The organism is Bacillus sp. V2I10 (assembly GCF_030817055.1).
Lineage (GTDB): Bacteria > Bacillota > Bacilli > Bacillales > Bacillaceae > Bacillus_P.
In genome coordinates this window covers 2,958,639-2,975,570 of the sequence record NZ_JAUSYV010000001.1, presented here as the reverse complement: position 1 = coordinate 2,975,570, position 16,932 = coordinate 2,958,639, and the positions used below count along the sequence as shown (strand labels likewise).

Genomic DNA, 16,932 nt, shown 5'->3' with positions numbered 1-16,932 from the left:
GATGTAATAAGTGGGTTTTTCCATTCCATTCGATGATACATTGCTCTACACCTAAAACGGCTGTTCTGGTTTCGTGATTTGCTTATGAATCCATTCCTTAATTGAAGGCAATATCTCATTATTAAAAGGGCAGCCATGATAATGGTCGTTTCTTCTTTATCTGGCTTTCGATTATTGGAAGCATGAGTGAATTGCTCATGAAATCCTGTTAAATAAGCAATATCCATGAGTAAATCGGTTAATTTTATTCTTGGGAGCATCTGATAAAGACTTGCACTAAATTTCTTTGCTTCTTCTGGAACATCTTTTTCTAAGCGTGAAATTGATAACTTTCCTTTTTCAAGAGAAACTCCATCTAACTTGTTGGAATTTGCAGATAACCACTTTAATCTTTCATTAAGGCTGCTGTTTCTCTCTGTCATATAGTCTTCGAATGATAAACTAACTGATAACCTCGTATTTCCCTTCGTTTGATTCCATGTATCCTCTGAAAACAAATATTCCTCAAAATCTCTATATTGTCTACTGCCCACAATGGATACATCACCAGCCCGAACATGTTCCCTTAGTTCTGTTAAGACGGCCATTTCATAATAATGACGATTGATTGTACCGTCATCCTCATATAAGTGTTTTTTCCAACGCTTTGAGATAAAGTCCACAGGTGAGTCGTCAGGTACTTTTCGCTTTCCAGATTCGTTCATTCCTCGGATAATCTCTACAGCTTGTATAAGTGATTCATTTGCCTTTGTAGAATGAAATTCCAATACCCTTAATAGCGTTGGCGTATATTTTCTAAGTGAATAAAATCGTTTTTGCAGTAAGTCTAAATAATCATAGTCGGCAGGACGTGCAAGCTCCTGAGCTTCTTCCACCGAAGAGACAAAAGAATTCCATTCAATAACGGATTCTAAAACCTCAAATATGTCTAATTTTTCCTCTTTTGCTTTGATTAAAGCTTGTCCGATGTTCGTAAAGTGTATAACCTTTTCATTCAGCTTTTTACCGTTTTGTTTCTGAATTTCTTCTTGAGCCTTACGGCCTTTTGATAACAGACTGAGTATTTGTCTGTCATGAATTTCAAAAGCTTTATCCGTTAACTCCTGAGTAAGATGTAATAAATAGACGGTTAATATCGAATATCGTTTATTTTCTTGAAAGTCACGAAATGCATAAGGCTCATATCTTGAACCTAAGCGAGATAGCTGTAACAGACGATTGCGATGCAAATGACTAATTTGTACTGTTTCTAATTCCATATCTCGTATGTATTCGAGTCGTTCTATTACTTTTAGAAATGTTTCGGGTGAAGGATGACCCGGTGGTTCTTTTAACCAACCTAATATCGTTTTATTAGATTCGGATGGATGCTGCGAAGTAATGATTTCTTCAAGCTTTTCTTTTTGCTCATTTGTCAGAGATTGACTAACCGTATTAAATAGCTTCTTTTCAGCCATTGCCCTTGCCTCCCACACCATTCTCTCAAGTGTAGTGATAGCAGGCAGTATGATTTTGTTTATTCTTAGAAAATTTATGCATTCATGTAGTAGATGAATGGCATCACCATTTTCCAAAGCTAATTGATGAAGATGCTTAAATATCATTCGATATTCTTTTAGAGTAAAAGTTACAAAGTCGTATTCACTTCGAATTTCTTTCAAATGATCCCAAAGTGTATTTTCTCTTTGAGGATAAAGACTAAGCGAAGATGGACTGGAACCGATTTGTTTCGATATATAATGTATGAATGAATCCGGGATGCTTTTGATATGAGTGTATGGCCAACCGGGATACCGAAGAACGGCTAATTGAACGGCGAACCCTAAACGGTTTTCTTCTCTCCTTCGTTTATTTATAATTTCTAAATCTCGTTTGGAAAAAGTGTAGTAGGTTCCTAGCACCCACTCATCTTCAGGAATTTGCATAAGGGCCTGCCGCTGTTCTGGTGTAAGCAATTCTCTACCTCTCGCAATTTTCATACAGTATCATCTCATTTCTGTAATTATTCAGTTAATTAGTTCAATTATATATCAATAGAGTGTACTCTATTGATACAAGTGTAGGAGACTGATAAAATCATAGTTAAGAGCGTCTCATAAGACTTGTCTCAAAAACGAGGTGATATTTTGCGAAAAATCGGTTATATACGTGTCAGTTCAACTAGCCAGAATCCTTCAAGGCAATTTCAGCAACTGAACGTAATCGGAATGGATATTATTTTTGAAGAAAAAGTTTCCGGAGCAACAAAAGATCGTGAGCAACTTCAAAAAATGTTAGAGGATATACAAGAAGGTGACATCATTTATGTAACGGACTTAACTCGGATTACTCGTAGTACACAAGATTTATTTGAATTAATCGATAACATACGGAGTAAAAAGGCAAATTTAAAATCCTTAAAAGATACATGGCTAGATTTATCAGAAGATAATCCCTACAGCCAATTCTTAATTACTGTTATGGCGGGTGTAAACCAATTAGAACGTGATCTTATCCGTATGCGGCAGCGTGAAGGGATTGAACTGGCTAAGAAAGAAGGAAAGTTTAAAGGTCGGTTAAAGAAGTACCATAAAAATCATGCAGGAATGAATTATGCAGTAAAGCTTTATAAAGAGGGAGAAATGACTGTAAATCAAATTTGTGAAATCACAAATGTGTCTAGGGCCTCATTATATAGAAAGCTATCGGAAAGGAACATTTGATGAGATATACCAAAAATCGGAAATATATAATAGAAAATAAATTCCATATAGAGGTGGAATTATATGCCTAAAATTGACAATATGTTAGCAATTCTATGGATGCTTCGTTCAGGTGAAAAAATTACTGCAAAACAAATTTCAGAAAAGTTAGAGATGAATATAAGGACTGTGTATCGTTATATTGATACAATTTCAACAAGTGGCGTACCTATAATTTCAGAACCAGGACATAACGGTGGATACACTTTATTGAACAATTTTATTGAGGCTCCTCTTTTTTTTGATTTTGAAGAGCAAACTTCACTATTTCACGCTGCTGTTTTTGCAGAAGAAGCCGGATATTATGGAGGTGAAGCAATAAATAGGGCCATTTCAAAACTAAGTAAATACTCAAATCAAGAGCAGGAAACAAAGATAAACCAACATTTAACTAGTCTTGAAGTAATAAGTCGATTAAGTTCACTCTCTATGGAACCTTTTTTGAAGGAGTTGGAGCAGGCTGTAGCTGACGGGTACTCAGTAAAAATTCTTTACCATAAAAGTGGCGAAAAGCAATTAAATTATAGATTGGTCGATCCGTACAGAATTATCTATTGGAATAATAAGTGGTATGTGATTGGATTTTGTCATCTTAGGAATGATATCCGTAGTTTTAGAGTAGATCGAATTGAAAGTCTAATGCTAACCGAAAATAAGTTTAACCGGCCAGAAAATTTTTCAGCACGTGACTTTTTTATGAAAAACCTCCTTCCAACTATAGAAGATAAGGAAGGGATTACTTCTTTAGTTATTAATGGAAATGAAAGTACGCTGAATGATGTTTGCCAACATTGGTTTTTAGGACATTATTTACATGAACGAAATTCAAATCAAGCAGTTTTCCTTCTTGAAAAAGATATAGTACATACATATATACCTTATTTACTTTTACCGTACGGTAAATCTATTCAAATTATCGAGCCAATAAGTCTAAAGAAAAGACTTATTGAAGTTCTGTCGGAATTAATAAAATTTCATCAAGTATGATAACTTCCCTGACGTTAGCTGTCAGGGAAGTTATATTATAATTGCTATATAAATTGTGATTGGGAGTGTTATTGGATGCAAACAAAAAAAGTTTATCTATATGTATTTAACACAATGTCAGACTGGGAATATGGATATTTAATTGCCGAACTAAACACAGGAAGATATTTCAAAAAAGATATAGTACCTTTAAAAGTAGTTACAGTAGGAGCTAATAAAGAAATGATTACTACGATGGGGGGACTGAGCATAAAACCAGATATTTCCCTTGATGAGTGTACTCTTGAGAGTAAAGATCTTTTAGTTTTGCCTGGAGGGACTACTTGGGGAGAAGTTATTCATCAACCAATCATGAAAAAAATTGGCGAAGCCTTAAAGCTCGGCACTATTGTTGCTGCAATTTGTGGTGCAACTGAGGCTCTTGCGAATATGGGATACTTAGACTCTAGAAAACACACAAGCAATGACTTAGAGTATATTAAAATGGTCTGCCCTAATTATAAAGGAGAAAAATATTATGAGATGAGACCTGCGGTATCTGGTGAGAATTTGGTTACTGCATCAGGGGTTGCGCCTCTGGAATTTACGATGGAAGTATTTAAAAAATTAGATGTATTTGCACCAGATACATTACATTCATGGTATAACCTAAATAAGACTCATAAACCTGAATACTTCTTCCAGTTAATGAATTCAATAAATAGATGAGCTAAAAAAATCAACTTAGCAGATTTATATTAGTTTAAATAAAAACCATGCTTTAGACAATGTCAAAGCGTGGTTTTTAATGAAAAAGCCCAATTTCTCTATTAATTAAAGGTGAAGTTGGGCTTTTTAGTATTGAAAATTCCTTAACGTTGTAAATCCGCATTTTCCTGACGGTACCCCATCTATAATAAAAACGCTCAGGAAAGATTATCCTAAGCGTTTCTTCACCAAACCTCTTTAAGCGTTCCCCTGAAAATTGCGTTTAATTTAGAAGTAGGATCTTCCTTCTTTAAGTTCAACTGTTTTGCGTACTCTTTGAGTCTAATGATTTCAGAATCTAAAAACCCGTTAATAACTTCAATTTTAGGTTCTCTATCTAATTCATCTCCCATCATCTTCCGTTCAAGCAAAGTTAATATTTCATTCTTCAATAATCCATCCGGCAGCATTTCTTCTAATAGGATTTGAAATTCTATTGGTGGAAACTCTCCTTTTAACTCAATCCATCGTGCTGCAAGTAAAGGCCGGAGCACATAGAAATATTTTTTAATTTTCACGGTATCCCCTTGCAGGTAATCCCGGTAGTTCTTGCTCGCCATGTTCAAGTAGTGATAAATAGCTGAATGCGGGGTGAATACCTCTGATTGCAAATCAGCGATTTTATCAATTGCTGAATAAGCTTGATAATAAACAATCGGTGATTTCATCCACTCCATTAAAGGCGGATTTGATTTTCGGAAAAGCTTAAGTGCCTTAGTCAGGTCCCAGCCTGAAACATCCAGGAGGTCATTTATTGGACGTTCTATGAAATCACGATTGGAGCCGACTCCAATTGGATCAATGCTCAGGTAGTGCTCTGCTTTATGTATATAGATAAACCTTACGTCATAGTCACTGTCTTTTGAAGGAAACCCCCAGGCTCTGCTGCCGGATTCACATGCATAAAGAATTTTCACTTGATATGTTTCTTCAATTTCTTTAAGGACTTCCAGAATTTGTTCCCTCATTGTTGAATTCTCCCTTATCTTTTTTCTTTTAAGTATACATGAGTTTTTTCATACTCTAAATGGTATTCAATTTTATTTTCATATAACTAAAAAGAAGCTGCCGGAACAGCTTCTCCTTAACCTTCTTATTTCAATTCCTCAAGAACTTCATCCAAACAGTCAAACTGAGAAGACATACCCTGTACGGCTCCCATTTCAACGATTTTCTTCAATTCTTCTTCTGAAGAGAATTGGGAGCGGATCGTGAGGTTTGTTTTTTCGCCCTGATCGTCAAACAGCATGGTAATAATCATTTCAGGCATTTGATCTGATGTGCTGCCGTCTTTGTCGGAGAATACATCGATATAGACAATTTTTTCAGGGACAACAATTTCTTTGTAGGTAGCTTTGCCCCATGATTCCATACCATAAAAGTCTCCCTGGTTTTTATCCTCGCAGCGCATGCAATAGTGCCAAACACCCTCTGGTTTAAATTCAAACGTTTTGTTTTCTGTTTTCCATCCTTGCGGCCCCCACCAGCTGGCCAGATGTTTCGAATCAGAGAATGCTTTAAAAACAAGCTCTCTTGGTGCATTGAACGTTCTTTCCATTATAAGTTCTTTTCCCTCAACACGTGAAGTCATGTTTACAATCCCTTTATTTGCTGACATCCTAATTCCTCCCAAATTTTTATTTTACCCTTTGTCATTCTACTCGCTATCCTTTAATTCCTGCAAATAGTCATCAAGCCGGTCAAATCTGTCATGCCAGAGACGCTGAAATGAATTTAGCCATCCTTCGAGATCCTGAAATGGCTGCGGCCGCAGCTTATAAATTCGCCTGTTGGCAGCCGCCTCTGCCTCTACAAGACCTGACTGACTGAGAATACGGAGATGTTTGGACGTCTGCGGCTGAAGCAGCTGAAGCCGTTCAGCAATTTCTCCCACCGTAAGCGGACCATCACGCAATAATTCTACAATTCGCTGTCGATTGGGCTCTGCAAGTGCTTGCAAAGTTGCTGTAATGTTGATGCCCATCATTCATTCTCCTTTCTGTTTTTAATATACCCTAAAAGGAATATTCTTGTAAAGGGATATTTGAATTTAAATGAGTTTTTTTTCAGCACATAAAAAATACCCCCGAATTTTCAGGAGCATTTTCTTTTTAAAACGTTATCTTTCTTCTCCAACTTTCACAACTTGCTGAGAAACAATTGTATTTTCTTTTAATTTAAATAGCGGGAGAATCAGTATTGTTCCTAATAAGAACAACACTCCTGAAACCGTGTAAACGCCAGATAGAGTAAGCGGAGCCTTGAGAAGGCCTGAGAGTGACATACCGGCAACCATCATTCCCATAAACAATGGATTAAGAACACCATTCACACGGCCGACAAAGGATTCATCTGTATTTTTAAGAATCAGAGTATTGATTCCAATGTGTATGCATGGGAAAAAGAATCCGTTCAGCAGCTGAAGGGCAATAGTAATCGGGAAGCTTGTTGACCAGCCGATGCTGATGGTAAAGATCATGCTGGCAAAAATACCTATTGCGAGCAGCTTTTGAGGCGAGATTTTTTTAGAAAAGGCAATGACAATACCGCCGCCGGCAAGCATTCCAATTCCGTTCGCCATGATCAGCCACTGAAGATAATCCTTGGACAATCCAAGATTTTCGATTGTAATAAAAATCATCAGCGGAGAAATTAACCCGACTGCCAGACCGCAGGCAGCAAAAACACCGCCCATTGTAGTCAAAACTTTTTTCCCGATAACATAACGGAAGCCGTCTGCGAGTTCTTTCTTGAAACTTGTTTCTTCCTCTGTTTTGGCTTTTTCAAGATCACGCGGAAGGAAGGTTAAAACGGCAGCTGATAGAAGGAACATAATGCCCATTACAATGATTGATGTGTAGATGCCGTATGATTGGTATACAAGTGTCCCGATGACTGGTCCGATGACCATAAAAACAGCCATTAGGGATTGAAAAATAGCCATTGCGGATTGCAATTGCTCTTCTGGTACGTGCTGCTTTAACAGTCTCATAGCAGAAGGCATCGAGAATTGCGACAAGATCGCTGAAACCAATGTGGCAAAGAAAATAGCATGCCAAGAACCGTATATTAAAGTTAAAAGAACAACAAAGATGGATACCGCTGAAAGGACGTCACACCATACCATGGTGAGTTTGGGCTTCCACCTGTCGGCAAATGTTCCTCCGATAATAGAGAAAATAAAAATCGGTGCGAACTCTGCAATTGATATAAGGGATACATACACTGGATCATTGTTGGTAAGATCAGTTACGTATAATAATATGGCAAAGTTTCTGATCCAGATGCCGAGCTGCAGCAAAAAGTTAGAGCCCATGATCGCAAGCACGATCCTGTTTTTAATTAAGTTTCCTGAAGACTTACTCTGCGCGGGCAAAGCTTCAGATATGTTTTTTTCCATTTTTATCAGCCTTTCCAGCTATTAAAATTAGTACTTTAGTGATGCGATAAATTTAAAATCGTTTATCTTACATGTTCCCCTTTCATATATCAATTCAGACCTAGAAAAAAACAGACACTTTCTAATTATAATGTCATTTCCCAGAATCATTCGTCATTTATATTCTGTTCCTTTACCTGAAACCCCTCTTTCTTTTTTCTTAAAAAAAGAGATCCTGAGAAGTTACAGAGTAAATTATATACGATTCTATTAACAAATAGATATTTCTTTTTTTAAAACAAAAAAAGGGCTCAGCCCTTTCTTTAAATGATTATTTGATTTTTCTCGCCATTCCATGCCAAACATGATAAACGTCATTGCACAATGCTGCAGAATCCTGCTGAATCCAGCCTAAAAGGTCTCTCATTCGCCGTTCCTCTTCGGAAATGGGAACGATGCCTTTTCCTGTTTCCAGCATAATCAAAATGACTTCCTTCTCAAGCTCCAGTACTTCTTTCAAAAAAATCCGGTAGACTTCTCTCAATTTGGAAGCATCCCGGTTGTCTTCCATTATCCATTGTTCAAATCCTTCGAAAACAAGCGGTGCTTTCAAAGAATTTTCTTCCTTCCATTGCAGCAAATGCTGCCCCTCATATGCTGAAATCCACGAGGCATCTTGCCACTTCCTTTTCACAAAGGCTCTTTTTCCGCAGTAGGCTCCACCGATAATGAGATGCATTTCCAATTCCTCCTTTCTTCTTCTTTTAACTCAAGGACGAGCGCTTTTCCAAAAGGCGCAGAAGTGTCCCAGAATGAGGCTCCATGAACAAGGTCAGAAACGATTTTTCTAATAACCCCTCCATGAGTCATAATAGCTGCGCTTCTAAGGTTCGATTTGAGGATTTCCGATAAGAAAGATGAAACACGTTCTTGAAATGCCATGCCGCTTTCTCCGCCAGGCGCGCTGGTTATCTCCCAATTATCGAGCCAGCAGGAATAATGCGGGTCGTTTTTCAGATCTTCATATGTTAGGCCTTCCCATACCCCAAAGCTGATTTCCCGCAAGCGCGGGTCATTGATAATGGACACTTCTGGGAACAAAAATGCTGCCGTCTGCTGACACCGGAGTAAATCGCTCGAATAAACGGCTTCAGGATGATTATGTATTATGTATTTTTTAAGAGGTTCGTACTCTATTAACGAATCTTCTAGTACAGGAAGGTCCGTGTGGCCTAAATATCGTTTTGCTTTATTCCATTCTGTCATACTATGCCGAATAAAAATAAGCTGTAAAGAACGGCAAGATTCCATAACTCAGCCCCCTCAATTGAAGCACCGACTGTGTCTCCGTTTACTCCCTGAAACTGTCTGACAGCCCATTTTCCGAAGATAAAGGAAAAGCAGATTTGCAGGCTGAACAAAATAATTAGCGTTACTTGTGTGATTGCAAATGGCAGAAGCCAGCAGGCAGCGATTATCACGTCCCGCATGGATAAATGCTGTTTCCAGTAATGCGCCATTCCCTTGTTTTGGAAAGGGTGAAAAATGAAAAGCTGCAATAAAGCCTGAAATCTGGCCATCATGGGGATGGCTATTATAAACAGTTCGTTCTCACTGGAATCTAAAACTGCATACAACAGCACACTTTTCCAAAGCAGCAAAAAGATAACGCTCAGCACTGCAAAGCTCCCTACGCGCGAATCTTTTAAAATCTCAATCTTTTTTTCTGTGCTCCCATTTGAACCAACGGCATCTGCCACGTCCATGACACCGTCTAAATGGAGGCCTCCTGACAGGAAAACCCACAGAGTGAGTAGAATCAGTGTGAGTATATAAAGGGGCAGGAGTCCATTCAATAAATAATAAATGAGATACAGTGTTCCTCCTATTGCCAAACCCGCAAATGGATAAAACCGCAAGGCCCACTTAAGGGTTTTGTGATCCATAGAGCAGTTCACCGGGAGAGGAAACCTTGTAAGAAACTGCAGAGCAAGAATCGCTCCATACACCATACTTTTCATACTTGTCCTCCAGATGAAATCATTGAAACATTTTTGCTCAGGACGCCATTGATCTTCCAGGGGACTGGTATTCCGCAGATTACTTCAAGTACTGTGTCTGCTTCTCTGACAGCGATTTTATGTAACTCTTCAAGACAGCTTATGTAGTTTGCAACATGTCTGTCTTGAATGGGAATTCCTTCATTTACATCGTTAGAGACGATGAAAAGGGAGAGTTCTTTTCTCCGGGCAGTGGATAATGTCCAATCGAAACGCTTCAAAATCTTTTTTAGAGACAGGTTTTCACTGAACATTAAGCTGCTGGTCCAGACGGTCAAGCAATCAATCATGACGACGGCTTTATTTGGAAGGAGATGAAGTGCCTGATCAATATAATAGGGTTCTTCAATGGTTTCCCATGTTTCTCCCCTGTCCTTTCTATGCATCTCAATCCGCTCAGCCATTTCCTCTCCAGTATCTTTAGCTGCAGTTGCAATATAGTATGGCTTCTTATCTCTAACTGCGTCCAATGCCATTCTTTCTGCTAAACTGCTTTTCCCGGACCGTGCTCCGCCTGAGATAAAGGTAATCATGATTGATCTCTCCATTTCCTTAATGCAGAAAGCAATTTTTTATTTTCTTCACTTGTCCGAATAGCGAGTCGGACAGATGACCCTTCTATACCATGAAAATTCATCGTATGCCGTGCAAGGATTCCTTCATTTGCAAGAAATAACAGCAGAGGCTCATGGTTTTCAAGAAGCGGATCGTTTAATAAATAAAAGTTGACCACTGATTCTGAAACGCTGAAGTTTAAAGTTTGAAGCGCAGTTCTCAGCTGCTCCCATTCTGCTTGCAGCCATTTTTTTGTTTCTGACAAATGATCGTATGTATGTGGCAAAGCATGAATCATGGCTAGAGCAGCGCAATTGACGCTCCATGGAACGGACATGGCTTCAAGTTTCTGGATGAGAGAATCATTGGCCAATATGTAACCTGACCTTATTCCCGGCACTGCATAAATTTTGGTAAGTGAACGGATGATGATGAGATTGGAATAGAGCTGCAGCAGGTTTTCAAGACTCTCGTCACTCTCCGTAAAATGGATGAAAGCTTCATCAATGATGACTGTTTGTTCATTCATGGAAGCTGAATCCAGGAGGTTTAGAACGTTTTCCTTAGAAATCATTTCTCCAGTAGGATTGTTAGGTCTGCACAAAAACAGGACATCACCATCTTCTTTTTGAATCCTTCCGGAACCCGTCTTTAATTCCTCATGGCTCAGATCTGTCACTTGTAAGTCGTGGCTGCGGCAGGCACGCTCATATTCGCTGAATGCCGGCTGAAAGATGCCTGCTTTCCCGTTTTTAAAAAGAATCGTGACAAGGAAAATAGCTTCTGCTCCACCATTTGTCAAAAGAATGTTTTCAGGTTTTACCCCTTCAAATGCTGCCAGTATAGCTCTTTCTTCCGAATACTCAGGGTCAGGATATACATTGCTGGAATGAGCGATGCTTTCTTGCATGGCTTTAAGAATTAATGAAGGTGTTCCAAGCGGATTTAAATTTGCACTAAAATCGATGAACTCTTTTTCGTTAATTCCCTTACTTCTTAGAACTGCTTTAATGCTTGCTGTTTTCCCGCCGTGCTGTGGCCACATTTTTTTACCTCCCTAATCCAAAAAGGATTAAATAACCTGTCAAAAAAAGAATCCAGGCACCGTTCATAATAAGAATCGTTTTTTTTATATGGATAAAAGACAAAGGTTCGAGCGGATCACCAAGCCTTGCACGTTCTGAGACAATTTTGCCATATATATTGACTCCTCCCAGCTGAACGCCGAGCAGCCCGGCTGTCATGGCTTCCGGCCAGCCGCTATTTGGGCTGGGGTGCTTTGATGCATCTCTTCTCGTGATGGAAATTGCGTACTTTCCTCTCATTTCTTTCATAAAATAACTGCCCAACCACATGCACACAGTGCAAATACGAGCCGGCAGCAAATTCATCAAATCATCAAGCCTTGCCGATCCGAATCCGAAGTCTTTAAATCTTTCATTCTTATACCCGACCATTGAGTCCAGCGTATTGACTGCTCTGTATGCAAGAGCAAGCGGCGCACCGCCAATGATGGCAAAAAAGAGCGGGGATATTATGGCGTCCACGGTGTTTTCTGCAACGGTTTCTACCGTTCCCCTGACAACTTCAGGGGAACGAAGCCCGTCAGTATCTCTTCCTACAATAAACCCCAGTTTTTTCCTGGCTTCGGAAAGATCTCCTGACTTTAGAGGATGATAGACTTCCATTGCTGCATCTCTCAGCCCCTTAATGGCGATGGTCGTTGAAATCAGATAGATTTCAATCGCAGTTCCCAGGAGATACGAAATCGCATAAAGCAGTTTTAGTAGAAACAAAGAAATAATGAAAACAGAAAAAGGCAGGAACGCAGCAAGAATGATGCCTTTAAGCTTTTTCCTGCTCCCTTTATTCCATGCTTTTTCAATGGTGCTGATGATTTTTCCAAACAAAATGACCGGATGCGGCAGCCATTTCGGATCGCCGATTATAAGATCAAGCATCACACTCATCAAAATGAGCAGGACAGTTTGCTCAGCGAAAGGCTGCATGAGGAGTTTCCATCCTTTTTAAAGCCGTCTGCAGAAGATCTTCGGCTGCTTCAAAGATACGTTCTTGATCAGCTTGATTTTGCTGTTTTTTCTGCATGCCAACCACGATTTTTCCAAAGTTCTTCTCAGAACGGCTTTTGATTGCATTTATTTTTAAAGCCAAATTAATTAAATCGGAGTCATCCAGAGGTGCATCCGTCAAGATAGCAGCGTGCACTTTCCCGTCATAAGGAGAATGGGATACTATGGCACAAAATGTGAACCCGCTTTGATTTACGATAAACGAATTCTGACGCAGCTCTTTTTTAGGCAATTTCGCATCGATAGACCACAGAATATAAGGCTGTTTGCTTGAGAAAAAGATGGATTCTCCATTCTCTGCCTGTTCTGCTTGAGAAAAAATCCACTGCCTGCTCCAATGAAGACCTTTGCCGTCTGCTCCTGCAGAAAGTGTTCTGAAAGGTTTATCCATTTTTATGTACGCTGTCTCCTCTGTTTGCTGAATTTGGACGGCAGACAGGAGATTTACAGGTTTTTCTTCCATATATTCAGGAGAGAGTGAAATTTGAGTTTTTGAAACAGATGGATGAGAGGTAAACTTGAGCTTAACTTCATACACATTCGAAAAGGAATTCTCGTTTTGCTGATGAAGTCCCTCATACTCCCCTTCCAGTTCTCCATTTTTAAGCAATCCGATCGAATCAGCATAGAGGGATGCCAGATTCAGGTCGTGCAAAATGGCGAGGATGGTCAAATTCATATCTTTCTGCAATTTTTTCAGTAATTCCAAAAGCTCCTTCGTATGCTTCACATCTAAATGATTCGTTGGTTCATCGAGCAAAAGCAGTTCTGGTTCCTGAGCGAGCGCTTTAGCAAGCAGCACTCTTTGTTTTTCCCCGCCGCTTAAGGAATGATAAGGGCGTTTGCGGTACTCCCAGACGGAAGTCTGCTTCATGGCAGTTTCTGCTGCTATCATGTCAGCCTGAGTGTTTTCTCTAAAAAACAGCGCTTTTTGATAAGGATACCTGCCGAGCATGACAATCTCTTCTACTGAAAAATCCAGCCCTGCTTCATTTTCCTGGGTCATAACTGCCGCTTTTTTTGCAAGTTCCCTTTGTGAATAAGATGCAAGCGGCTTTGCACCCAGCGCGATTTCTCCATTGTGAACGGGCAATGCGCCCATGATCAGCCGGATAATCGTTGTTTTTCCGCTGCCGTTTGGTCCGATTAAAGCAAAAAAACGTCCTTTTTCAATAGAAAAAGAGAGATCCTTGATGACCGCTTTTTTATCATCGTAACCTCCCGTCAGATTTTTGACTTGCAGCATATGCATTCTCCTTTCCTTTAAAGATGTGCCTTCTTCTGTTTTCGGTTTTTGACAAGCAATAAAGTGAATATAGGCGAACCGATTAGCGCAGTTACGACTCCTATCGGAAGTTCTTTAGGTGATATAATGGACCGCGCGAGCAGATCGGCGAGAACAAGATACCCTCCTCCTATCAGCATGGAAAGCGGAAGAACATGCCGGTGATTCGCTCCGGCCATCAAACGGACGAGATGAGGAATAACAAGCCCGACAAATCCAATCGCACCTGAAACAGCTACAGCGCTTCCTGTTAAAATGGATGCCGCAATCAAGACAATGGTTTTCTTCTTTTTTACATTCATTCCCGAAAATTGGGCTGCCTGCTCACCTAATGCCATGTTGTTCAGTTCACGGTAATGGAAAAGAATGATCGCAGCTCCCAGAACAAAAAATGGAACGATTAATTGAACATGCCCCCATCCTCTCATCGCAACGCTTCCCATAATCCAATAGAGAATTTGACTGATATCCTTACGGGGAATCAGGGCAATCAGCAGGGAAATGAACGCACTGATGAACGAAGAGATGATAATGCCTGCGAGGATAATGGTTTCATTTGTAAGCTTTCCGCTTGCCAAATGAGTCAGAGCAAAGACGATGAGCAGCGTGATCATACCAAAGAGAACTGCGATGATCGGCAGTGTGAAACTGCCCAGAAGCGTAACTTGAATTTGAAAAAAGATAATGATAACTGCTCCCAGAGAGGCTCCCGATGAAACACCGATTGTATACGGGTCAGCAAGCGGATTTTGAAGCAGTCCCTGAAAGGCAGCTCCGGCTAGCGACAATGAGGCTCCAACAAAAAAAGCGAGCAAAACTCGTGAGAACCGGATCTCCCAAATAATCATTTCTGTACTTTTTTCTCCCTGATACAGTTGAAGATGAAACATTTTGCCAGTAATGATGTTTAAAATATCAGGGACGGTAACATTTACCGCCCCCACAAAGACTCCTGATATTATGCTGATAATAGCAAAGACTGCTGCAAATAAAATGAGAAACTGATGTTTATTTTTTGAAAACATCTGGATAAATGAGTTTTCCAAGCTCTTCAACTCCATCCGCTAAACGGGGTCCAGGACGGGTTACCATGTCGCTGTTTACGTCAAACACCTGTTTTGACTGAACAGCTTTTACTTCTTTCCAGCCGCTTCTGTTTAGAACTTGCTCAGCTGGATTGTCGACGTAGTAGCCATATGTAGTGATGATCACATCCGGATTGCTGCTGACGATTTTCTCTTCGTCCATTTTTACCCAGCCTTCTTCAGATGCAGCTACATTGAACGCTCCAATCATTTCAAGCATTTCATTCATAAACGTTCCTTTGCCTGTTGTGTAAATATCAGGCTGTGGAGAGACTTCAATCCAAACTCTTTTTTTGTCTTTGACAGCTTTTGCCTTTTCCTTGATGGCCTTAACTTTTGAATCCATATCTGCGATGATGCTGTCTGCTTTATCTAACGTGCCTGTTGCCTTCCCTGCAGTACGGATGGCCGTGTAAACCTGTTCAAACGAATTTTGGGAGCCGACAATAAACACCTTGATGCCTGCCGCTTCAAACTGTTTGATGATTTCCCCGTGATTTTTTGCATGGTACTCCTGAAGAAAAGCTATATCCGGCTGCAGAGCAATGATTTTCTCTGCATTAAGATCCTGTGCTCCTACTTTTTCCTTTTTTGAAGCTGCTTCAGGATAGTTGTCATAATCAGAGACACCAACGATTTCCTTGTCCAATCCAAGAGCAAAAAGCATTTCAGTCGTGCTCGGAAGCAGCGAAACAATTTTCTCAGGTTTTTTCTCAAGCGTTATTTCGTTTCCGGCATCATCTGTGACTGTTATCGGGTAAGCTTCTTCCTTTTTTTCAGCCTGCTGTGTTTGTTCCTTGCTCTTGCTCGCTTGCTGCGTCTGATCTCCCTGTGTACATCCCGAAAGGATTCCTGCCAGCAAAAGCAGCATAAGGGCAATACGATGAAAATAGGTGCCGAAAGATGTTTTCATTTGTTTTCTCCGCCTTTTATGTAATTGTCTTTTTTATTTTAATGCACGTTCCTTTGATACACCTGCCGTATCAAAGGTTGCCATTCCTTTTACCATTTCAGCGGCTGCTTCAACCAGCGGATAGACAAGGACAGCTCCGGTTCCTTCTCCAAGCCTCATCCCCAGTGACACCAGCGGCTTTTTTCCGAGCAAATTCAATACATGAAGATGTCCCGGTTCAACCGATAAATGCCCGGCAATCATGTAATTACGCACATGCCGATTTAATTTAGAAGCAACGAGCGCAGCCGTTGTGCATATAAATCCATCTAAAATAACCGGAATTTTTTTAGATGCTGCGTAAAGCATGGCACCTGTCATCGCTCCGATTTCAAAACCGCCTACCTTAGAAAGAACATCGATCGGATCATTGGCGTCAGGCTTCAGCTTATTCAGAGCTTTTTTAATAACATCGGCTTTATAAGCAACCTGCTTCGACTCAATTCCTGTTCCTCTGCCCGTGATATCCTCAGGCTTTAATCCGCTCAGGGCGGCTGCAATGGCACTGCTTGATGTTGTATTGCCAATGCCCATTTCTCCGAGGATCAGGAGCCTTGCGCCATTATTAATCATAGCTTCAGCCCTTTCCATTCCCAATTCCAGTGAACGGAGTGCTTCTTTTCTTGTCATGGCAGGTTCAACCGCGAAGTTTTTTGTTCCATAGCTGACCTTTTCAGAACGGACTCCTGGAATATCTGTTTTCACTCCTGCATCCACGATTTCCAGTAACCCATTTATCCGTTTAGTAAAAACGTTTATGGCTGCCCCTCCGCTCAGAAAATTGTTTACCATCTGAGAAGTCACCTCTTGAGGATAAGCAGAGACTCCTTCCTCTGCTACTCCGTGGTCTGCAGCAAAGACGATTACACCCGGGGGAAATACTTCAGGTTTTACATCAGTTGTGATTTCTGAAAGCTGCACAGCAATTTTTTCTATTTCTCCAAGACTGTTCATTGGCTTTGTTAAGGAATGTATGTAGGCTAAAGCTTCAATCCCTTTTTGTTTACTGACAGGCTCTATTGCATCTATCTGCTGATAAATATCAATCATT

At 40.2% G+C, this 16,932-nt stretch carries 17 protein-coding genes and 1 pseudogene; 3 read left to right on the top strand and 15 right to left on the bottom strand.

Annotated elements, in window-relative coordinates:
- Positions 1-116: 116 nt before the first annotated feature.
- Positions 117-1,979, bottom strand: a pseudogene (locus tag QFZ72_RS14970) (DUF4158 domain-containing protein); the annotation flags it as partial.
- 147 nt (positions 1,980-2,126) lie between these two features.
- Between QFZ72_RS14970 and QFZ72_RS14965 the strand changes: the two are divergent.
- From QFZ72_RS14965 to QFZ72_RS14955, 3 genes are all read left to right on the top strand, one after another.
- Entirely contained in the window at positions 2,127-2,702 is a 576-nt protein-coding gene (locus QFZ72_RS14965; protein WP_307434639.1) for a recombinase family protein, read from the top strand.
- Between the two features lie 63 nt (positions 2,703-2,765).
- Positions 2,766-3,728 carry a helix-turn-helix transcriptional regulator gene (locus tag QFZ72_RS14960; protein WP_307434636.1) on the top strand — a complete coding sequence of 321 codons (963 nt, stop codon included), beginning with the start codon at positions 2,766-2,768 and terminating at the stop codon, positions 3,726-3,728.
- 75 nt (positions 3,729-3,803) lie between these two features.
- Positions 3,804-4,436 (top strand): type 1 glutamine amidotransferase family protein, encoded by a 633-nt coding sequence (locus QFZ72_RS14955; protein ID WP_307434633.1) that lies wholly within the window; start codon positions 3,804-3,806, stop codon positions 4,434-4,436.
- A gap of 224 nt (positions 4,437-4,660) precedes the next feature.
- Here QFZ72_RS14955 and QFZ72_RS14950 read toward each other — a convergent pair whose 3' ends face one another.
- The 14 genes from QFZ72_RS14950 to cobT form a co-directional block, all read right to left on the bottom strand.
- Complete coding sequence (locus tag QFZ72_RS14950) at positions 4,661-5,443, bottom strand: nucleotidyltransferase domain-containing protein (protein ID WP_307434630.1); 783 nt, start codon at positions 5,441-5,443, stop codon at positions 4,661-4,663.
- 125 nt (positions 5,444-5,568) lie between these two features.
- A complete protein-coding gene (locus QFZ72_RS14945) occupies positions 5,569-6,093 on the bottom strand; it encodes an SRPBCC domain-containing protein (RefSeq protein WP_307434627.1) in 525 nt (174 codons plus the stop codon).
- A 39-nt stretch (positions 6,094-6,132) separates the two neighbouring features.
- Positions 6,133-6,459, bottom strand: a complete 327-nt coding sequence (locus QFZ72_RS14940) for an ArsR/SmtB family transcription factor (protein ID WP_373464573.1) — start codon at positions 6,457-6,459, stop codon at positions 6,133-6,135.
- Between the two features lie 135 nt (positions 6,460-6,594).
- On the bottom strand, positions 6,595-7,875 hold the full coding sequence (locus QFZ72_RS14935; RefSeq protein WP_373464572.1) for an MFS transporter: 1,281 nt from the start codon (positions 7,873-7,875) through the stop codon (positions 6,595-6,597).
- 310 nt (positions 7,876-8,185) lie between these two features.
- Positions 8,186-8,593 (bottom strand): bifunctional adenosylcobinamide kinase/adenosylcobinamide-phosphate guanylyltransferase, encoded by a 408-nt coding sequence (locus QFZ72_RS14930; protein ID WP_307434621.1) that lies wholly within the window; start codon positions 8,591-8,593, stop codon positions 8,186-8,188.
- The gene (locus tag QFZ72_RS14925; protein ID WP_307434618.1) at positions 8,545-9,165 is read right to left on the bottom strand and encodes a histidine phosphatase family protein; all 621 of its coding nucleotides are present in this window, start codon (positions 9,163-9,165) and stop codon (positions 8,545-8,547) included. The genes QFZ72_RS14930 and QFZ72_RS14925 overlap by 49 nt, the downstream gene beginning before the upstream one ends.
- A complete protein-coding gene (gene cobS / locus QFZ72_RS14920) occupies positions 9,117-9,875 on the bottom strand; it encodes an adenosylcobinamide-GDP ribazoletransferase (protein ID WP_307434615.1) in 759 nt (252 codons plus the stop codon). Before cobS ends, QFZ72_RS14925 begins: the two co-directional genes overlap by 49 nt.
- On the bottom strand, positions 9,872-10,447 hold the full coding sequence (locus QFZ72_RS14915) for a bifunctional adenosylcobinamide kinase/adenosylcobinamide-phosphate guanylyltransferase (protein WP_307434613.1): 576 nt from the start codon (positions 10,445-10,447) through the stop codon (positions 9,872-9,874). Before QFZ72_RS14915 ends, cobS begins: the two co-directional genes overlap by 4 nt.
- Positions 10,444-11,514 (bottom strand): threonine-phosphate decarboxylase, encoded by a 1,071-nt coding sequence (locus tag QFZ72_RS14910; RefSeq protein ID WP_307434610.1) that lies wholly within the window; start codon positions 11,512-11,514, stop codon positions 10,444-10,446. Before QFZ72_RS14910 ends, QFZ72_RS14915 begins: the two co-directional genes overlap by 4 nt.
- 4 nt (positions 11,515-11,518) lie before the next feature.
- On the bottom strand, positions 11,519-12,478 hold the full coding sequence (gene cbiB / locus QFZ72_RS14905; protein WP_307434607.1) for an adenosylcobinamide-phosphate synthase CbiB: 960 nt from the start codon (positions 12,476-12,478) through the stop codon (positions 11,519-11,521).
- Complete coding sequence (locus QFZ72_RS14900) at positions 12,462-13,805, bottom strand: ABC transporter ATP-binding protein (protein ID WP_307434605.1); 1,344 nt, start codon at positions 13,803-13,805, stop codon at positions 12,462-12,464. Before QFZ72_RS14900 ends, cbiB begins: the two co-directional genes overlap by 17 nt.
- A gap of 17 nt (positions 13,806-13,822) precedes the next feature.
- Positions 13,823-14,890: a FecCD family ABC transporter permease gene (locus QFZ72_RS14895; RefSeq protein ID WP_373464570.1), complete on the bottom strand. Its 1,068-nt coding sequence runs from the start codon at positions 14,888-14,890 to the stop codon at positions 13,823-13,825.
- A complete protein-coding gene (locus QFZ72_RS14890; protein ID WP_307434602.1) occupies positions 14,853-15,842 on the bottom strand; it encodes an ABC transporter substrate-binding protein in 990 nt (329 codons plus the stop codon). Before QFZ72_RS14890 ends, QFZ72_RS14895 begins: the two co-directional genes overlap by 38 nt.
- A 33-nt stretch (positions 15,843-15,875) precedes the next feature.
- Entirely contained in the window at positions 15,876-16,931 is a 1,056-nt protein-coding gene (gene cobT / locus QFZ72_RS14885) for a nicotinate-nucleotide--dimethylbenzimidazole phosphoribosyltransferase (protein ID WP_307434598.1), read from the bottom strand.
- Position 16,932: the final 1 nt, after the last annotated feature.

Bases quoted from the DNA above. Each gene is read 5' to 3' on its own strand.
- QFZ72_RS14940 (WP_373464573.1), bottom strand. From the start codon at position 6,459: ATGGGCATCAACATTACAGCAACTTTGCAAGCACTTGCAGAGCCCAAT.
- QFZ72_RS14930 (WP_307434621.1), bottom strand. From the start codon at position 8,593: ATGCATCTCATTATCGGTGGAGCCTACTGCGGAAAAAGAGCCTTTGTG.
- QFZ72_RS14950 (WP_307434630.1), bottom strand. From the start codon at position 5,443: ATGAGGGAACAAATTCTGGAAGTCCTTAAAGAAATTGAAGAAACATAT.
- QFZ72_RS14935 (WP_373464572.1), bottom strand. From the start codon at position 7,875: ATGGAAAAAAACATATCTGAAGCTTTGCCCGCGCAGAGTAAGTCTTCA.
- QFZ72_RS14900 (WP_307434605.1), bottom strand. From the start codon at position 13,805: ATGCTGCAAGTCAAAAATCTGACGGGAGGTTACGATGATAAAAAAGCG.
- QFZ72_RS14915 (WP_307434613.1), bottom strand. From the start codon at position 10,447: ATGATTACCTTTATCTCAGGCGGAGCACGGTCCGGGAAAAGCAGTTTA.
- cbiB (WP_307434607.1), bottom strand. From the start codon at position 12,478: ATGCAGCCTTTCGCTGAGCAAACTGTCCTGCTCATTTTGATGAGTGTG.
- QFZ72_RS14945 (WP_307434627.1), bottom strand. From the start codon at position 6,093: ATGTCAGCAAATAAAGGGATTGTAAACATGACTTCACGTGTTGAGGGA.
- QFZ72_RS14890 (WP_307434602.1), bottom strand. From the start codon at position 15,842: ATGAAAACATCTTTCGGCACCTATTTTCATCGTATTGCCCTTATGCTG.
- cobT (WP_307434598.1), bottom strand. From the start codon at position 16,931: ATGATTGATATTTATCAGCAGATAGATGCAATAGAGCCTGTCAGTAAA.
- QFZ72_RS14910 (WP_307434610.1), bottom strand. From the start codon at position 11,514: ATGTGGCCACAGCACGGCGGGAAAACAGCAAGCATTAAAGCAGTTCTA.
- cobS (WP_307434615.1), bottom strand. From the start codon at position 9,875: ATGAAAAGTATGGTGTATGGAGCGATTCTTGCTCTGCAGTTTCTTACA.
- QFZ72_RS14925 (WP_307434618.1), bottom strand. From the start codon at position 9,165: ATGGAATCTTGCCGTTCTTTACAGCTTATTTTTATTCGGCATAGTATG.
- QFZ72_RS14960 (WP_307434636.1), top strand. From the start codon at position 2,766: ATGCCTAAAATTGACAATATGTTAGCAATTCTATGGATGCTTCGTTCA.
- QFZ72_RS14955 (WP_307434633.1), top strand. From the start codon at position 3,804: ATGCAAACAAAAAAAGTTTATCTATATGTATTTAACACAATGTCAGAC.